Below are 16,673 nucleotides of genomic sequence, written 5' to 3'. Positions count from 1 at the left end.
GTCACTGAGGCTGTCCGACCAAGCTAGGCGATTGATGGGGCGCAGCTTGCTGCAACGGAGTTATTGCGGTGTAGTCACGGCCTCGATTGCGTAATATGGCGACAGGCAGGCTATCGCCATCGTCGACAGGTGTGACCCTTCTTTAACGATAAGAAGTCACTATGAGCAATGAGCGTCTCTGGAACCGGGCTCAGCGTTACCTGGCCGATGGCCAGGCGGTTGCCGCGCGTGTCGCCCTTGAAAGCTTTCTGCAACACGATCCCACGCACGCTGAGGCGCATCTGATTCTCGCCAATATTGCCTGGAAGGACTACCGCTTGCGGGATGCCACTCACCATGCAACGTGCGCGGCGCGGGAGCTTCCCGACGATGCCATGTTGATCAGCAATGTGGCCGATATGCTGCATAAGGTTGGCGAAATCCTAGCCGCGCGCGTTTGTATGGAGCGGGCGGCGGCGGATACGCGGGATGGCGCTGTCCTGATGCGTCTGGCCGAACTGCGCGGCATGCTTGGGGAGCATCCGCAGTCGTTGGCCTTGCTGGACCGCGCGGGTGCCGCGGGCATTGGCGACTCGGATTATCACTATCAGCGAGCTCTGGAATTGACGTTCAACGGACGTCTGCAGGAGGCGAGGACTGAACATGAGACTTCCTTGCGGATCGATCCCCGCAATGGCCGGGCAGTGCTGGCGCTGGCGCGCATGCGCAAAGAGGTGGCCCAACCGGAACGGCTCGAGCTACTTGCCGAAAGCATTCGCAACGTTGCACCGGGATCGGTAAACCACGCGTCTCTCGAGTTCGCCATGTACGAAGAACTCGAGCGTAGCGGTCGCTACGAGGAGGCCTGGCCTGCGCTCGTGCGCGGCAATGCGTTGATGTACGCACGCAAGGAAGTCGATTCAAAGTACGCATGGAATTTGTTCGAAGGCCTGATCGAACGTTGCACACCCCAGTTCCTGCAACCGCATGGCACACATTTCGATGGGCCGCAGCCGATTTTCATCATAGGCATGCCACGTTCCGGCACCACCTTGCTTGATCGAATACTGAGCAACCATTCACAGGTGACTTCTGCCGGTGAGCTCGATGACTTTGGTCGTCAGTTGCGGCGAGTGGCCGACCATCGGGTGACGCTGGACGAGACGATCCTGCAGCGACTGCCCGACCTCGACTATGCCGACATCGGTCGAGGCTATCTTGCGCAGACCCAGTGGCGGGCACCGGATACAAAGTTCTTCATCGACAAGCTGCCAAGGAACTGGATGATTGCAGGGATCATGCGCCGCGCATTGCCGCAGGCGCGCATCCTGAATCTGGTGCGCGAGCCGATGGATGTCTGTTTCTCCAACTATCGAGCGCTGTTGGGCGACTCATTTCCCTACAGTTATGACCTGGATGCCCTGGCGCAGCACTATCTGCAATACCGTCGCGTGCTTGCGCATTGGCACAGCGCCATGCCGGGGCAGATTCTGGATGTGGACTATGGCGACCTGGTTCGTCAACCCGAGGAGACGGCGCGCAAAGTGTTTGCGTTCTGCGGACTGGAGTGGGAACCCGGATGTGTGGACCTCACCCGCAACAAATCAGTGGTCGCCACGCTCAGCATGGTGCAGGTGCGCGAGCCGATTCACACCCGTTCCTTTGAAGAATGGCGGCCGTACGCGCAGCATCTGACGAACCTGCGCGAGGCGGTTTCCGGCTGACAGGGCACGGTGCATTCGCCCCTCCGTCGGGCGCTGGCGAAGCCGAGCGGTTCAGTCGCTGGGTCCGATACCCAAGGCCTCCCGTAACGGATCGAGCAGCGCGCCATAGCGCGGCGCGCTCGCGGTGTCCTGACGCAGCGGTTCGCGAACCTGGGTCGCGCTGGGCGAGCGGATCTCCCGCTCGGTTTCGTGAAACTGCAAGCACGCTGGCTCGAACGGCAGGTCGCAGAATTCCAGTAGATGGCGAATCTGGACTTCCGGATCGGCAAGCAGGTCTTCGTAGTTGTGCTCGAAGACACGTGATGGGTTCAGGTCGGTCCAGAGACGTACGCTACGATCGAAATCGCGCCAGAAGCTAGCCAGATCACTGAACGTGCGCGAGTACTCGTTGTTCGCCAGATGCTGGCGATAGCAGGAAAAGCAGGTTTCCAGCGGATCACGGCGACAACAGATGATGCGCGCCGCCGGCAGCATGGCTCTTATGGCACCGATGTACATCCAGTTGTTCGGCAATTTGTCGATGAAGACCGGGCGCTGTCGCCGCCAATGCGCCGTGCGCTCCAGATAGCGCCGGCCCAGTCGTTCCCAGTCCGCCGGCTGCATCGCGCTGACCCATTGGGGGAAGGGTTTGCCCCGACGCCGCGATTCTTCCGCCAGTACCAGTGGAAGATCGGGCAGCTCACCGGCGCCTTCGACTGACGAATGCGAAGCGAGAATCTGCTCCACCAGGGTCGAGCCGGACCGGGGCAGGCTGACGATGAAGATTACCTCGTCGCCGAGTGCTTCCGCAGCGTCAGCCGGGGGTGGCGCGAAAGCCTGATTTACCGCGCTGATTCCCGTGGAGAATGCGGCGGCATTCCACTGCTGTCGCCGCCGCGCCACGGTATTGGCCTGGGCAAGTGCGGCGAGCGAGTCGGCGTAACGGCCGTTGTCGTCCAGCGCCTTGGCCAGCGCGAAACCCATGGCGATCAGATCGTCATCGCTCGCCCGCGGCTGTTGCATCGCCGCCTGCATGCGTTCGATATCGTCATCGGCAAAACGCGTGGTCTTGAGATCGGCGAGACCCCACCATGCCATGCCGGCCCACGGTTGCTCCGCGAGCACCTTGCGATACTCCGCTGCGGCTTCCTCGGTATGACCGCGGGTTCGCAGCATATCGCCCAGCAAGGCCCGTGCGGCCACGTGATCCGGCGCCAGGGCAACCGCGTGCTGCAGGGCGGCCACCGCTTCGTCGTTGCGTACACAGCGGGTCAGCATGACGCCCAGGTTGTACCAGGCGATTGCTATATCGGGTTGCAGTTCGCAACAACGACGCAGCGAGGCAATCGCGGCATCAAAGTCGCCGACGCTACCCAGCAGGGTGCCCATGGTGTTGTGGTAGATCGGGTCTTGCGGCCGTTGCGACAATGCCTGCCGCATCGCGTTGAGGGCCTGTTGGGGCCGGCCACGCAGGCTGTGGATGCCAGCCTGCATGCGCAAGACTTCGGGGTGCTGCGGATCGGAGACGGTAGCGTTGGCAAGGTGACGTTCGGCTTCGTCCACCCGGCCGGCTTCGAGTGCTTCGCCCGCGACCATGATGTGGGTGCGGGTGGCAGGGCTCAATCCCTGTAGGCGAGGAGTCATTTCTACCCTTTCGGTGTCAGGTGGTCTGCGACGCGCAGGCTGCGGCAATGTAGCGCGGCGCAAACTTTAATTCGAGGCGACTCGCTGCCCACCAAGGAAATCGAATGCGCCACCGCGTATTATGCCGGCTAGTTCAGCCCGCTGTGGTGGCCATCGAGGATCCCACAGTCCATCCGACAGTGAAACCAGCAATGAAGAATGAGCAACAGCAGTCCCCGGCAGAATTTCGCGAGAAGGCCCGTTTGGGCTTGCGTCAAGGGGACCAGGCGCTTGCGGAGCGGTCTTATGAGCGTCTGCTGGAGACCGATCCGGACGATCTGGAGGCGCTGCAGCAACTGGCCAGCATCAGCCTCGCCCGCGCCGAGGCCAGTCGGGCGATCGAGTTGTTGACGAGAGCGCATCAGGCGTCTCCAGAGGAGCCATTCACGCTGCACCAACTGGCCCTGGCGCGGATGACCGATGGTGATATGCAGGGAGCGGTCAACGATTTGCGCCGTGGGCTGGAACTGAAGCCAGATATGTTTCTGGCGCGCTTGCGGCTGGGGGCTTTGCTGGATGAGCTGGGGCAAACCCATGAAGCCCTTGTCGCCACTTTCAACGCCCTCAATACGGCGCAGGCGAAAGGACGCTGGCTCAATGATGAGACGACGGCGCCAGAGTTACGGGATGCCGTAAAGCGAGCTACTCAATTCGTTCTCGCAGGACGTCGCAGCCTCTTCAACGACATTCTAGAGCCGTTGCGGCAACGCTACGGCGCCTCTGAACTGGTGCGGGTGGAACAATGCCTCGCCATCTATCTAGGCGAGCAAAAAGCCACGTTGCCCGATTCACGGCAGCAGCCAAAATTTCTGTATTTCCCGGGAGTGCCGAGCCAGCCGTATTACCCGCGCGAACGCTTTCCGTGGCAGGCGGAGCTGGAGGCCCATACCGCCGCGATCCGGGAGGAACTACTCAGTGTGCTGTTGCAGCCGCAGGACTTCGAGCCATTCCTGCAGACCGATTCGCCGCAGGACACGGCTGACCTGCTGCGATCTTCCAGTGCCCAGCAGGCTGCCTGGGACGCGTATTTCTTCTACCGTCATGGCGAACGGTATGACGCGCACGCCGCGCGCTGCCCGCAAACCGCAGCGCTGCTCGATGCGCTGCCGCTCGCACGCGTGCGCGAGCACTCGCCGGAAACGCTGTACTCGGTGCTGCGCCCGGGTACCCATATTCTCCCGCATCGTGGTGTCACCAATACCCGACTGGTCACGCACCTGCCGCTCATCGTGCCGTCCGACTGTGCCTTGCGCGTCGGCGGGGAAGTCCACGAGTGGAAAGAAGGGCGTTGCGTCACCTTTGATGACACGTACACGCATGAGGCATGGAACAACAGCGCCGAGACCCGCGTGGTGCTGATCCTCGATACCTGGAATCCCGACCTCAGCGAGGCCGAGCGAGCGGCGGTGGCCGATCTGGTCGGTGCGATCGGCGACTTCAATCGCGCTAGTGAAGTGCCGGTGCCGAAAGGGTAGTCGCCCGGGGATCTCTAATTTGGCGCGGCTCTGATTTAAGGGGGGCCGACGCAATAGTTCAAGCCAAAAGGAGAGCCCGCAAGGGCTCTCCTTTTCATTACGGCATCGCTAATTGATTTAGAACTTCTGGTTGTACGAAACATAGAAGTAGCGATCTATGGGCAGCGTCGGATCAACCTTCGCCGTACTACTGTCGTCCACCGAGTAGGTGATCGTCGGACTCTTGTCGAAGACGTTCTTGACGCCAAACGTGAAGGTGCCCTTCCATGGAAACGCATAACGAATCTGCGCGTCGTCGTATACGCTGGCACCCTTACGGTTGGCACCTACGCCGGACCAGTTTTTGGCTGCATAGTTCGGCTGATTACATTCCACAGCCGGCTCAGCCGGCGTACCCCCTTGAGCCGGCACATACTGGGACCAACACGTGTCGCGGAAAGCGCCGTAGTAGCGCATGGCCCATGTCGCGCCCCAGTTGCCATTGTTCCACTCCAGACCAAGGTTTGCGCGAATGCGCGGCGTATTGTAATGGCCCACAGAGCCAACGACTTGCGAAGTAGAGGTGGCTTGGCCGTCGTAGGACGCCAGATAGTTCGCATCCAGGCCTAGAGCGAGTTTGCCGAAGCTGAACTCTGGTAGGCGGTAATGCGCGCCGAAATCATAGCCAGAGGTACTTAGTGAGCCCTCGTTGAGGTTGCCTCGATACAGGTTGATCACCTGGTGGGTTACCGGGTCGCGCTGGAACGCCTTGCAGAAGTCCTGAATATTGAGGACATAGCAGTTATCCAGAACAGTGGTTGCGCTTATGCCTGTGATTGCGTTGGTGATTTTGATGTCATACCAGTCCACCGAAACATCAAGGCCAGTGGCCCAGGCTGGGCTGTAGACGAGGCCAGCCGTGCGCGTAGTGCTGGTTTCCGGCTTCAGATAAGCATTGCCTGCGCCCGCAATAAACGGCGTGCTGCCTTGCGTACTGGGAGCGCTGACTGGCTTGCCATTGATATCCGTCTGGCGGAAGCCAGAGCCGGCACCTGCTGCCGTACATGCAGCTGCTACTTTTGGATCAGTTGCTGCGCCGCCAAATTTCCGGTCGCACGAATCGGTGTAGTAGTCGAATGTCTGCGTGCCGCCGCCGAACACATCGCTCAATGTCGGTGCACGGAAGCCCTGAGCATACGTGCCACGGATCAATAGATCGTCAATCGGCTTCCATGTAAGGCTGTACTTGCTGTTCACGGTGCTACCGAAGCTGCTGTAGTCCGAGTAGCGACTGGAAATATCCAGCGCAAGCTGTTTCGCGCCGGTAAGATCCTTTAGTAGCGGCACATTGAGCTCAGCGTAGAACTCATTGATGCTGTAGTTCGCGGTAGTGGGCTGAACTGCTGGAACGGTGGAGTAGCCCGAGCTGATCATCGAATCCGGACGGTCGTAGCCTGACAGCTGGCGATAATCGTAGCCTGCCGCAAGCGCCACTTCACCGGCGGGTAGATCAAACAAGCCACCGGTGACATTCGCGAAGTATTCGCGACTCTGGCTCTGCAGTTTTTCCAACCCCGTCATCATGACGTAGTTGATCATTGCCGGCGTAGAGGCACTCGGGCCGCCAAGGACATTGAACGGCACACATTGATTGAGCCCAATCGGCTTGGCTGCCGTGCCGCACTGAACCAAACCACTACTGTTCAAGAACGATGGGCCGAGTGCGCTCTGCAAGCTCAACAGATTGAGGTTGCCTGTTTCGGTTTCGACAGCATCGTACTGGTCGAAGTTGAAGCCAGCATCCCAGTTCCAGTTACGCGTACCCAGCGTGAGTGCTCCCTCGAGATCGGCGTCCCAGTGATAGGACTTCACGTCCATGTCGGTTCCACGGGGCACTTCCACCATGCGGCGGTAGAAGAACAAATCATTGCCCGGGGTCGGGTTGTAGTAGCTCTGGCCGCTGAGGTAAGTGGGAAAGCTTGGCTGACTGCGGCTATTGAGCGGATAGCCCGCGATTTGGCGATTATTGTCACGCTCCGAATACATGGCATTCGTCTTGAACGTAACGTAGTCATTGAACGTGTGGCTCGCCGAAGTGAAGATCGACTTCATCTCGTTCGACGGCGCCCAGTTCATCTGGTGAGCGCCATTGTAATAATCGGTGGCCGGGTTGCTGCCCGCATGATAATTCGCGAGATTACGCGAGTCCTGACCCACGCCCTGGCCATTCCAAGTGCCTGTGTGGTTCAACGTATAAGTAGAACCAGTGGCAGCGCCCGTCATCGGATTGACACTGCGGAACCGGCCCCAAGGGCCCGTGGCGCTCAGTCCATCCTCGGCGTGGTTCGGACCATAGGTGTATGCAGTTATATCGCGGCTTTTCGCCCAGGTGGCATCTTCGTGAGTGTAGTTTGCGCTGAACATGACTGACGTCTTGTCAGAGGTCGAGCCCACGGTGAACGAATAGGCTTGTTGTGTGCCATCACGTTTCTCGTTTTCGCCGACATAGGCCGAAGCCTCGGCGCCGCTATAGCTATTTTTCAGGATGATGTTGATCACACCCGCGATGGCATCGGAGCCATAGATCGACGAGGCGCCATCTTTGAGGACGTCAATGCGTTCGATCAGGGCGGACGGAATCGTCGACATGTCGGTGTAACCGTCCATGCTGCTGGTCCAGCGTTTGCCGTTGACCAGCACCAACGTTCGGTTTGCACCTAGGTTGCGCATATTGGCGTACTGACCACCCTGTTCGGAGTTTGAATTCAGCACGGCCGCTTTGCTAAAGGCAGGTTCGCCGACTTCGGTGAGGCTCTGCAGGATGTCACCCACATTGACCAACCCAGTCTTCTTGATGTCCGCTTGGGTCATGGTGAAGACCGGCTGTGCGGTGGCCACGTCAACGCTGCGAATGCGCGAGCCCGTCACGACGACGGTTTCAAGACTCTTGGCGGGTTTGGAACTGGCGTCCTTGTTGCTCGAGGCATCTTGGGCGAAGGCTGTGTCGGAGGTGATGAGGACGCCCATAGCCAGGGCCACGCGCACGGCGATCACCAACTTGCCTTGTTCAAACGATTTCATACTGTGTTCCCCTACATCCGTGTTGACGAAAGAACTTGAAAGCGGAGCGCGCGATCACGGGTAACGAAGAGTCAATAAGCCCTCGCCACGCCGGTCCCGCATGCAAGATGTGCAGAAAATTTGACGAATCGGCCGCAGGGTGAGGCGAAATAAATAACGATTCGTCAACAAGTTCTTGCGATTTGGATGATGTTTTCTCAGCCGAGAAATTCCTGCCATCCAAGGACCTTAAGCACGCGGGCCTTCGCCCAGCGCCGTTGTACGTGCGCCCCTACATGGCAGCAAAGCGCATGTTGCCGAGGCGTTTTTCCAGTCCTTGGAAGGAACCAGAGTGGCGCTGTTTAGGATCGATGACGGGCTGGTCAGATGCGCTCCAGCGGTTGGGCTTGCCACGCCTTAAAAAACTCAGGTGCGCACTCCGAGATCTGGCCGAAGCGGCCAACCGTTTCAACCGCCGTTTTCGCTTGCCCAAGTTCGTGCCACGACTGTTGCGCGCCATGCCGGCCCGCACGCCTTCTCCTGAGCCACTTCTGTGTCAGGCCACTAACTTTGCCAGCCGAAGACCAGCATCAATCAGGTCCGGGCGGGATTGGGCGCGATTGTGGCTGACATAAAAAAGGCGCCCTCAGCAGGCGCCTTTTTCTTCAGACAAGATGCTGTGCTCAGTATTGCGGCACGCTCGAATCCACTTCGCGCGACCAAGCGTCCATGCCGCCTTCCACGTTGTATACGTCGCTGAATCCGTGGGCGGCGAAGCGTTCGGCCATGCCGCGGCTGGAGACGCCGTGGTGGCAGATGAAGGCGAGCGGGGTGTCTTTTGGAAGTGCGGCGAGGCTTTCGTAGCCTTCGTCTTCCAGCACGCGTGCCTGTGACAGCGGTGCCGCCAGGGCGCGGGCCTGGGCTGGGCGTACGTCGATCAGGGTGATGTTGCCGGCGGCCAGGCGTGCCTTGAGCTCTTGCACGCTGAGGGATTTGATCTCCTGCGCGCCGGGGAATTTCAGGCTCAGGCCTTCGCCCTGCACGGTGGAAACCCAGTCGATCACGATGCCCTTGGCGCGCTGGGCGCTGGCCGGATCGAAATGGACTTCCAGACCGTTCGCATGCGCCACGATGTCGTGCTCGCCTGCCGGCGCGAGCTGGAAGCCGGCGCTGTGGTCGGGGCCGATCTCCAGATGCAGTGCCACGCCTTGCGCATTCGCGGTGCCTTGGCGGATCGCCTCGGCAGCGGCGTCGGTGATGGTGATCACCGGCGGCGTGCGATCCGGCGCGCTGACCCCAAACAGCTGGTGCAGTTCGCCGCTGGTGTACAGCTGGCGGATGATGTCGGAGCCACCAACCAGTTCGCCCTCCACGTACAGCTGCGGAATCGTCGGCCATTCGCCGTAGGCCTTGATACCTTCGCGGATTTCCGGATCTTCCAGCACGTTGACGGTGTGATAGTTGGGCAGCAGCTCGTTGAGCATGTTGGTCGCGGCGGCGGAGAAGCCGCACATCGGCTGCTGGCGGTCACCCTTCATGAACAGCACCACGCGGTGATCCTTGAGCATGGTTTCGATACGTGTGCGGGTGGTGGGGTCGAGGGACATGTGGGGGTTCCGTGGATCGGGTGAGAGACTGCGCATGATACCGCGCGGGATGTTCAGGGCTGTATGTGGGGCTGGTTGACTGAAAAACTACCAGTCGTCACCTATGAACGATGGTCAGCGTTGAATCTCGGTGTGGCCGGCGTTTGGCTCCCTCCCCTGCTTGCAGGGGAGGGTTGGGGTGGGGTAAAGCTCTTGCCTTGGACGTGCTGAAGAGCACCCCCTCCCGGCCTCCCCCTGCAAGCAGGGGAGGATGCATGCCCGCCAATCCTGAATTGATCGCCGAGACATACGCATGAAAACCTCCCTCACCGGCCGTACGGCCCTGGTCACCGGCGCATCCAGCGGCCTGGGTGTTGCTTTTGCACGCGACTTGGCCCACCGCGGCTGCGCGCTGGTTCTGGTCGCGCGCAGCGAGGCGCCGATGCAACAGCTGGCGACCGAGCTGCGTGCCGGCGGCGCGACGGTGCACGTGCGCCCGGCTGATCTGTCCGAAGCGGCGGCGCGCGAGGCATTGGTGAAGGGCCTCGCTAGCGAGGGTATCGCGATCGATGTGCTGATCAACAATGCAGGCTTCGGCGTGTTCGGTGCCTTTGCCGATACCGACTGGTCGCGACTGGACGCCCTGCTGGCGGTGGACGTAGTGGCGCTGACTCATCTGACCCGGTTGTTCGTGCCGGGCATGCGCGACCGTCGCTTCGGCCATGTGCTGCAGGTGGCTTCCACCGGCGCGTTCCAGCCCACACCGACTTACGCGGTTTATTCGGCGGCGAAAACCTACGTGCTGGAATTTTCCTACGCGCTCGATGCCGAGCTGCGCGGCAGCGGTGTGCGCTGCACCGTGGTCTCGCCGGGCGTTACCGCCACACGCTTTCTGGAAGTTTCCGGCCAGCGTGCCACCTGGTATCAGCGAGTGACCCGGATGGAGGCTCCAGGCGTGGCGCGAATAGGCATCGACGCCATGCTCGTTGGCCGAACCGGTGTCATCACCGGAATCGTCAATGCGTTGATGGCCCACACGACCCGGATGATGCCGAGGCGTGTTTCGGCACGGGTGGCCGGCTGGCTGATGCGCAACTGAGCCCAACGCCTCCGGGCAGGTTGCCCGAGACGTTTGACCGGGCAGGCTCATGCCGCCGGACGCAACTCGGCCAGGTCGCGTTGTCGGCAGGCCAGCGGCGCCATCGCCAACGCCGCGGCGGGAGAGGGCAATACCAGCTCGCGGCTGGCGCGTCCCAGCGCGGCGGGTTGTTCGCTCCAGTGGATCAACTCCATGGCGCCGGTGTGATCCTCGATCAAGGCCGTGCAATGCTCCACCCAGTCGCCGTCGTTGAGATACAGCACGCCGTCGATCTCGCGCAGGTGGCCGAAGTGGATGTGTCCGCAGATATGGCCATCGAATCCACGTTCGCGGGCATCGCTGGCCACGCGTTGTTCATAGGCGCGGATATACGCCAGCGCCTTGCCGATATGCGACTTCACGATGATCGACAGCGGCAGATAAGGGAGTGCCATGCGTTGGCGCACCGCATGTACCCGACGGTTGCTCCAGCAGATGAACCGATGCAGTGCCTCGCCCAGCAGCAGAATCCAGCTGCGGCCGATGTGTTCGGAATCGAATTCGTCGCCGTGGCTTACGTGGTAACGGCGACCATCGATGCCGTCATGCACGGCGTCCAGCGCAATCCGTACACCGGCAAAATCCTGTCCTGCGAACGCTCGCATTGGCGCGTCGTGGTTGCCCGGGATATAGGTCACTTCGACGCCACGACGTGCCATCGCCAGCACCTCGGCGATGACCGCGCCGTGGTCGGCATGCCACCACGCGCGCTTGGCCAGCGCCTCCAGGTCGATGATATCGCCGACCAGGTAGAGCTTTTCGCAGCGCAGTTGACGCAGGAAGTCGAGCAGGTAGGCTGCCTTGCAGTCAGGCGTGCCAAGGTGCACGTCCGATATAAACGCGCTGCGGCAATAGAAGGTCGCCATGGCAGGGATCTCCGGTGGGTGCCGGGATGCCAGTCTGCTCGGGTTGCGTCACCGTGCGATGGCGAACAGGTTGCAGCTTTGTTGCCGCGACGCAGGGATCACAGTACTTGGGCGAGGGTGCCTGCGATCTTCCGCAAGCTCAGGCAACCCCCTCCCAACCTCTCCCTGCAATGCAGGGGAAGGAGCGAATAGCACCTCAACTACGGTGTTGAACGCAGCACTGCGTTGACCACCGGCACGATCGCCTCCGTCCACAGCGTGTACTGCTCGGCGGAAGGGTGCAGGCCATCGTCGGCAACCAGCTGCGGATGTCGGCGCGAGATACCGGTGATGTCGACGAAGCGGGCGCCGGCGCGGCTCGCCTCGTCGCGGGCGATAGCGTTGAAGACGTCCAGTTCGTGGGCAATCTGTGCCGGGTCGCGGCCGCTCCCGCTGCCGAAACGGGTGACGCCCCAGTCGGGGATTGAAACCACCACCACCCGGTCGGGGCGATTGCCTGCCAGCCTTATCGCGCGTCGCAACAGCGCGCTGAACTCGCCGCGGTATTGCCCCGCGGGACGTCCGCGGTACTGGTTGTTCACGCCGATCTGCAGGGTGACCAGGTCGTAGCTCAACGCCAGTCGGGCGCGGTCCATGCCGGCCGACAGTTCGTCGGTGGTCCAGCCGGTGACGGCGACGATGCGTGGGTCGTCGATCACCACGCCGTGTCGACGCAGCTGCTCGATCAGCTGCATCGGCCAGCAAGCTTCGGCGGGCACCGACTCGCCGATCGTGTAGGAATCGCCAAGGGCGAGATAGTGCAGAGGCGGGGGCGCGGACATCATTGGAGATTCGTCACGGTTGGCCAGTACAAGCTCAAACCACGCTGGCGGAGCGTTGTGGCTGTTCCAGCGCCATCCGCGCCAATACCCGCTCGATCCGCACGAATACTTCGCGCAGTTGCGTCGGCGGCGGCAACAGGGTCAGTCGGAAGTGGTGGCTGCGCGGCACGTTGAAGCTGGTGCCGGGCACCACCAGGACCGATTCCTCTTCCAGCAGACGCAGCGCAAACGCATTGTCGTCGAACGTGGGGAAGTGATCGGCGCGTACCTGCGGAAACGCGTAGAGCGCACCGTCGGGAGTCACCAGATCCAGGTAATCGCTGGCAGCAACACTCTGCAGCACGATGCGCCGAGCCTCATGCAGACGGCCGCCGGGCGCGGTCAATGCGCCAATCGTCGGCGCATCCTGCAGCGCCGGCAACACCGCCCATTGTGCTGTCACGTTCGCGCACAACCTCAGTGCAGCGAGTAATTGCAGCGCATCGCGATAGGTCGCCGTGCGCTCGGTATCGCCGGACAGGCTCATCCAGCCCACCCGATAGCCGCAGGCACGATGCACCTTGCTCAAGCCGCCGAAGCTGAGGCAGGGCACTTCTCCGGCCACTTCGGCGAGCGGCTGGAATGACGTGCCGTCATACAGGATTTCGTCGTAGATCTCGTCGCACAGCAGCAGCAGTCGATGCCGCGCCGCGATCGCGACCAGCCGCTCAAGCAGCGCTCGCGGGTACACCGCGCCGGTGGGATTGTTGGGATTGATCAGCACCAGTGCACGCGTACGTGGGGTGATCAGCGCCTCGACCTCATCCGGATCAGGCAGGTGGCCATTCTCGGCGAGGCAACGGTAATAACGCGGCTGCCCGCCGTTAAGGATCGTCGCCGCGCTCCACAACGGATAGTCCGGGCTCGGCAGCAATACTTCGTCGCCAGGGTGCAGCAAGGCACGCAAGCTCAGGTCGATCAGTTCGCTGACGCCGTTGCCGATAAAGATGCGTTCGACATCCACATCCCGGGCGCCGCGGGCACGTTGCTGCGCGGCGATCGCTTCGCGGGCGACTTCCAGCCCCTGCTCGTGGCCGTAGGCCTCACTCTCATGCAGGTGGCCGGCGATGGCTTCGCGCAGGTGTGCTGGCGCCTCGAAGCCGTAGCGGCCGGGGTTGCCGATGTTGAGCTTGATGATGTCGAGGCCAGCAGCCTCCAGCTCGCGGGCGCGTCGGGTCAGCGCACCGCGGATCTCGTAGCGCACTTCCGCCAGGTGCGCACTGGGTGTGATCGGAACCAACGCCAACGTCCTTATGCTGATGTCACCTGCCGGCAACATTGCCGGCAGGTCGATGCTAGCAGCGTGATGCAGTGCAGCGCGAGGGTCCCGTGGGCCAGATTCCTGTTCATTTGCGGGCATGGGAGGACTGGCCCGGGACAGGGCATAATCAGCAAACCGTGCCGACAGAAATTCCTGGATGAGCGACGCCGAATCGATTGAACGCCTGCGACGCATAGGCTGGCGTGGCGATGTGCTACCCGCTGCAGGCTTGCGGCTGGCCCGCGTGGTGGCCCAGCATCGTGCCGGCTACGAGCTGCACGATGGCGAGACCTTGTTCGGTGCACAGCCGGATGGGCGCTTTCTCAAGCGTGGCATTGATCCGGGTGAGCGCCCGGTGGTCGGCGATTTCGTCGAAGTGGTAGCCGGCACGCCGCCGCATATTGTCACCGTGGCGCCGCGGCGCACGGTCCTGTCGCGCGCTGCGGCGGGCGAGCGCTACGAGCGCCAGTTGATCGCCACCAATATCGACTACGTGCTGGTGCTGACCGGGCTGGACGGCGACTTCAATCCGGCGCGAATCGAGCGCTACCTGACGCTGACCGAAGACTCCGGTGCCCAGCCCGTCGTGCTGCTGAGCAAGCTCGATACCCGCGACGATGCGGCCGCGCAGATCGAGGCATTGCGCGCGCGGCTGCCTGACAGCACGCCGATCCACGCGTTGAACAGCAAAGACCCAGCCAGTGTCGAGCTGCTCGCGCAGTACCTGAAGCCGGGCGACAGTGCGGTACTGGTCGGCTCTTCCGGTGCCGGCAAATCCACGCTGACCAATACGTTGCTGGGTGCAGCACGAATGGCCACCGCCGAGGTGCGCAGCCATGACAGCCGCGGCCGCCACACCACCACGCATCGCGCGCTGCTGCAATTGCCCAGTGGCGGCTGCCTGATCGACACGCCCGGCATGCGCGAGCTCAAGCTCACCGGCGAGGAAAACCTCGACCTGTTCGCCGACATCGATGTACTCGCCGAGAAGTGCCGCTTCGCCGATTGCGGCCACGGGAGTGAACCGGGCTGCGCGATCCAGGTGGCGTTGGGCAACGGCGAACTCACGCCAGAACGCTGGCGCAATTACCTCAAGCTGCACGACGAGCGCGAGGAGCAGGCGGCGACGCTGGAGGCACGCCTGCGCCGGCAACGCGGCGGCCGTCCCATTGAGCGGCCGCACGGGCATCGCGGGCAGCGCGAGCGCGAGTAGCCGTCAAGGAGCCGTCCAAGTCGTCGTCGAGTAGCCGTCCATACGGTTGCGCTGAATCGGGCATCTGGCACTACTATCGACGTATCACCCTCATGGATCGCATCATGCGTCGGCTGTCCTCAACGATGACCGTGTTCTACAAGCGCGTATTTCCGGTGATCTGGCTGCTTTTCCTGGTGCTACCCATCGTGGCTTTGCGCAATCTTCCAACGCGTGGCGGTTACCCGCTGTGGCCATCTTTCGTGCCCGCTCTGATGATTTTCATTGTCGGCTTCGTTCTCTACCGAAAACTGATCTCCGACCTGGTCGACGAAGTCTGGCTCGATGGTGATCAGCTGCTGGTAAAGAATCGCGGCCAGCAGGCGCTTGCCGCCTTGGCCGACGTGATCAACATCAACGCCTCCACCCTTACCAATCCGCGGCGCATCACGGTGATGCTGCGGACCGACTCGCGCTTTGGCCGCGATATCACCTTCATTCCTGCCAGTCCGATCGGATTCATGAGCGCGTTCAAGCCCGACCCCATCGCCACCGACCTGATCGAGCGCGTCGATGCGATCCGCCAGGAGCGTCGATGAGCACGCCGACCGTTACCTTTGCCCCGGAGTTGCAGCGCTACGCCGAGCTCGACAAGCGCCTGCTCGCTGCGGCGCGCGGCATCAATATCCTGCCTACGGTGGCATGGCCGGCATCGCTGGAAAACCGCTTGATCGCGGCTTACAGCAAGGGTCAGTTCGCGCTGCCCGAAGTAACTTACACGAGACCGGATCTGTCCGCGGCACGCGCCGAGCTGGCGGCGATCGAACAGGAAGCCGGCAGCGACGGTCCGCTGGGCGCTGACCCCATGGGCGAGTATCTCTGCCGTACTGCGGAGTCCTGGCGGATCGCCGCCGAAATGCTGGAGTCGGTCGGCACGGCCGCCGTGACCGCGCCATCGATCGCCCTGTATGGACGTCCGGGTGATTTGATCCCGGGCAGCCAGCGCAGCAATCTCGACGCGGCGCGCTATTTCGTGGAGCTGTCCAATGAATTGGGCGCGGACCTGCTGGCCGACGACAGCAGCATGGACATTCCGGCTGAAGTATTGCGCGCGGATCTGAGCAAGACGCTGGACGATTTTTTCGGCGCCGGCACGATCAGTGTCGAGGTGGATCCGGAGCTCACCGCCAAGGCCGCCGCTGGCGCGACCCGCATCCGCTTGCGTGGCGGCACCAGCTTCACCGAGTACGACCGGCATCAGCTGCTCGCACACGAGGCGCTGGTGCATTCGCTGACTGCGCTGAACGGTCGCAGGCAACCCTTGCTGACGTCGCTGGCGCGCACCTCACCCCGGGTCACCGCGACGCAGGAGGGTTTGGCGGTGTTTGCCGAGCTGATGTCCGGCGCCATCGATATTGGCCGGCTCAAGCGCATCAGCCTGCGTATCCTGGCGATCGACATGGCGCTCAACGGCGCCGACTTTGTCGAGGTCTACCGGTACTTCAGCGCCTGTGGGCAAAGTGTGGCCGACAGCTTCCATTCGACCCAGCGCGTGTTTCGCGGGGTGCCGCTGAGCGGCGGTGCAGCGTTTGCCAAAGACAACGTCTATCTGTCCGGCCTGCTCACCGTGCATACGTTCTTCCGCTGGGCGTTGAAGGAGCGCCGGATGGACGTGCTGCGCCATCTGTTTGCCGGCAAGCTGACCCTGCACGACGTGATTACGCTGCAGCCGCATTTCGAGTCCGGTGCGATCCTTCCGCCGCGCTGGCTGCCGCCATGGATGCAGCATGTGCACGGGCTGGCCGGGAAGCTGGCGTTTTCGGTCTTCATCAACGGCATCCACATGAATCGGGTGCAGGGCGACGAATTACTGTCGAACGTCTAGCCGGTC

Annotated in this window: 12 protein-coding genes; 6 read left to right on the top strand and 6 right to left on the bottom strand. The window is 62.1% G+C overall.

Going from position 1 to position 16,673, the window contains the following annotated elements; all coding sequences use genetic code 11:
- Nucleotides 1-161: 161 nt before the first annotated feature.
- Nucleotides 162-1,703 (top strand): sulfotransferase, encoded by a 1,542-nt coding sequence (locus tag HDE77_RS19295; RefSeq protein ID WP_184419548.1) that lies wholly within the window; start codon nt 162-164, stop codon nt 1,701-1,703.
- 51 nt (nt 1,704-1,754) lie between these two features.
- Here HDE77_RS19295 and HDE77_RS19290 read toward each other — a convergent pair whose 3' ends face one another.
- On the bottom strand, nt 1,755-3,326 hold the full coding sequence (locus HDE77_RS19290) for a sulfotransferase (protein ID WP_184419547.1): 1,572 nt from the start codon (nt 3,324-3,326) through the stop codon (nt 1,755-1,757).
- Between the two features lie 191 nt (nt 3,327-3,517).
- Here HDE77_RS19290 and HDE77_RS19285 point away from each other — a divergent pair, with 191 nt between their 5' ends.
- Nucleotides 3,518-4,840, top strand: a complete 1,323-nt coding sequence (locus tag HDE77_RS19285) for an aspartyl/asparaginyl beta-hydroxylase domain-containing protein (protein WP_184419546.1) — start codon at nt 3,518-3,520, stop codon at nt 4,838-4,840.
- Between the two features lie 117 nt (nt 4,841-4,957).
- Here the strand turns inward: HDE77_RS19285 and HDE77_RS19280 are convergent, their stop codons facing one another.
- Nucleotides 4,958-7,873: a TonB-dependent receptor gene (locus HDE77_RS19280; RefSeq protein ID WP_343206142.1), complete on the bottom strand. Its 2,916-nt coding sequence runs from the start codon at nt 7,871-7,873 to the stop codon at nt 4,958-4,960.
- Nucleotides 7,874-8,562: 689 nt separating this feature from the next.
- On the bottom strand, nt 8,563-9,486 hold the full coding sequence (gene grxD, locus HDE77_RS19275; RefSeq protein WP_184419544.1) for a Grx4 family monothiol glutaredoxin: 924 nt from the start codon (nt 9,484-9,486) through the stop codon (nt 8,563-8,565).
- Nucleotides 9,487-9,778: 292 nt separating this feature from the next.
- On the opposite strand from grxD, the gene HDE77_RS19270 reads away from it, so the two are divergent.
- Complete coding sequence (locus HDE77_RS19270) at nt 9,779-10,564, top strand: SDR family oxidoreductase (protein ID WP_184419543.1); 786 nt, start codon at nt 9,779-9,781, stop codon at nt 10,562-10,564.
- A gap of 47 nt (nt 10,565-10,611) precedes the next feature.
- On the opposite strand, the gene HDE77_RS19265 is transcribed toward HDE77_RS19270, so the two are convergent.
- The 3 genes from HDE77_RS19265 to HDE77_RS19255 form a co-directional block, all read right to left on the bottom strand.
- The gene (locus HDE77_RS19265) at nt 10,612-11,469 is read right to left on the bottom strand and encodes a UDP-2,3-diacylglucosamine diphosphatase (RefSeq protein ID WP_184419542.1); all 858 of its coding nucleotides are present in this window, start codon (nt 11,467-11,469) and stop codon (nt 10,612-10,614) included.
- A 200-nt stretch (nt 11,470-11,669) separates the two neighbouring features.
- Nucleotides 11,670-12,293 (bottom strand): SGNH/GDSL hydrolase family protein, encoded by a 624-nt coding sequence (locus HDE77_RS19260; RefSeq protein ID WP_255482824.1) that lies wholly within the window; start codon nt 12,291-12,293, stop codon nt 11,670-11,672.
- A gap of 31 nt (nt 12,294-12,324) precedes the next feature.
- Complete coding sequence (locus HDE77_RS19255) at nt 12,325-13,569, bottom strand: aminotransferase class I/II-fold pyridoxal phosphate-dependent enzyme (RefSeq protein ID WP_184419541.1); 1,245 nt, start codon at nt 13,567-13,569, stop codon at nt 12,325-12,327.
- A gap of 178 nt (nt 13,570-13,747) precedes the next feature.
- Between HDE77_RS19255 and rsgA the strand changes: the two genes are divergently transcribed.
- The 3 genes from rsgA to HDE77_RS19240 all read left to right on the top strand — a co-directional run bounded on the left by rsgA (nt 13,748) and on the right by HDE77_RS19240 (nt 16,667).
- On the top strand, nt 13,748-14,803 hold the full coding sequence (gene rsgA / locus HDE77_RS19250; protein WP_184419540.1) for a ribosome small subunit-dependent GTPase A: 1,056 nt from the start codon (nt 13,748-13,750) through the stop codon (nt 14,801-14,803).
- Between the two features lie 104 nt (nt 14,804-14,907).
- On the top strand, nt 14,908-15,381 hold the full coding sequence (locus HDE77_RS19245; RefSeq protein ID WP_184419539.1) for a hypothetical protein: 474 nt from the start codon (nt 14,908-14,910) through the stop codon (nt 15,379-15,381).
- A complete protein-coding gene (locus HDE77_RS19240; protein ID WP_184419538.1) occupies nt 15,378-16,667 on the top strand; it encodes a flavohemoglobin expression-modulating QEGLA motif protein in 1,290 nt (429 codons plus the stop codon). Before HDE77_RS19245 ends, HDE77_RS19240 begins: the two co-directional genes overlap by 4 nt.
- The last annotated feature ends 6 nt before the right edge of the window (nt 16,668-16,673 follow it).

Origin of the sequence: Rhodanobacter sp. MP7CTX1 (assembly GCF_014205795.1) — a bacterium.
Lineage (GTDB): Bacteria > Pseudomonadota > Gammaproteobacteria > Xanthomonadales > Rhodanobacteraceae > Rhodanobacter.
The sequence above is the reverse complement of the archived record's forward strand: the minus strand, read 5'-3'. Positions and strand labels throughout refer to the sequence as shown.

Coding starts and splice junctions, on each gene's coding strand:
- HDE77_RS19295 (WP_184419548.1), top strand. CDS start 162: ATGAGCAATGAGCGTCTCTGGAACCGGGCTCAGCGTTACCTGGCCGAT.
- HDE77_RS19290 (WP_184419547.1), bottom strand. CDS start 3,326: ATGACTCCTCGCCTACAGGGATTGAGCCCTGCCACCCGCACCCACATC.
- HDE77_RS19285 (WP_184419546.1), top strand. CDS start 3,518: ATGAAGAATGAGCAACAGCAGTCCCCGGCAGAATTTCGCGAGAAGGCC.
- grxD (WP_184419544.1), bottom strand. CDS start 9,486: ATGTCCCTCGACCCCACCACCCGCACACGTATCGAAACCATGCTCAAG.
- HDE77_RS19270 (WP_184419543.1), top strand. CDS start 9,779: ATGAAAACCTCCCTCACCGGCCGTACGGCCCTGGTCACCGGCGCATCC.
- HDE77_RS19265 (WP_184419542.1), bottom strand. CDS start 11,469: ATGGCGACCTTCTATTGCCGCAGCGCGTTTATATCGGACGTGCACCTT.
- HDE77_RS19260 (WP_255482824.1), bottom strand. CDS start 12,293: ATGATGTCCGCGCCCCCGCCTCTGCACTATCTCGCCCTTGGCGATTCC.
- rsgA (WP_184419540.1), top strand. CDS start 13,748: ATGAGCGACGCCGAATCGATTGAACGCCTGCGACGCATAGGCTGGCGT.
- HDE77_RS19245 (WP_184419539.1), top strand. CDS start 14,908: ATGCGTCGGCTGTCCTCAACGATGACCGTGTTCTACAAGCGCGTATTT.
- HDE77_RS19240 (WP_184419538.1), top strand. CDS start 15,378: ATGAGCACGCCGACCGTTACCTTTGCCCCGGAGTTGCAGCGCTACGCC.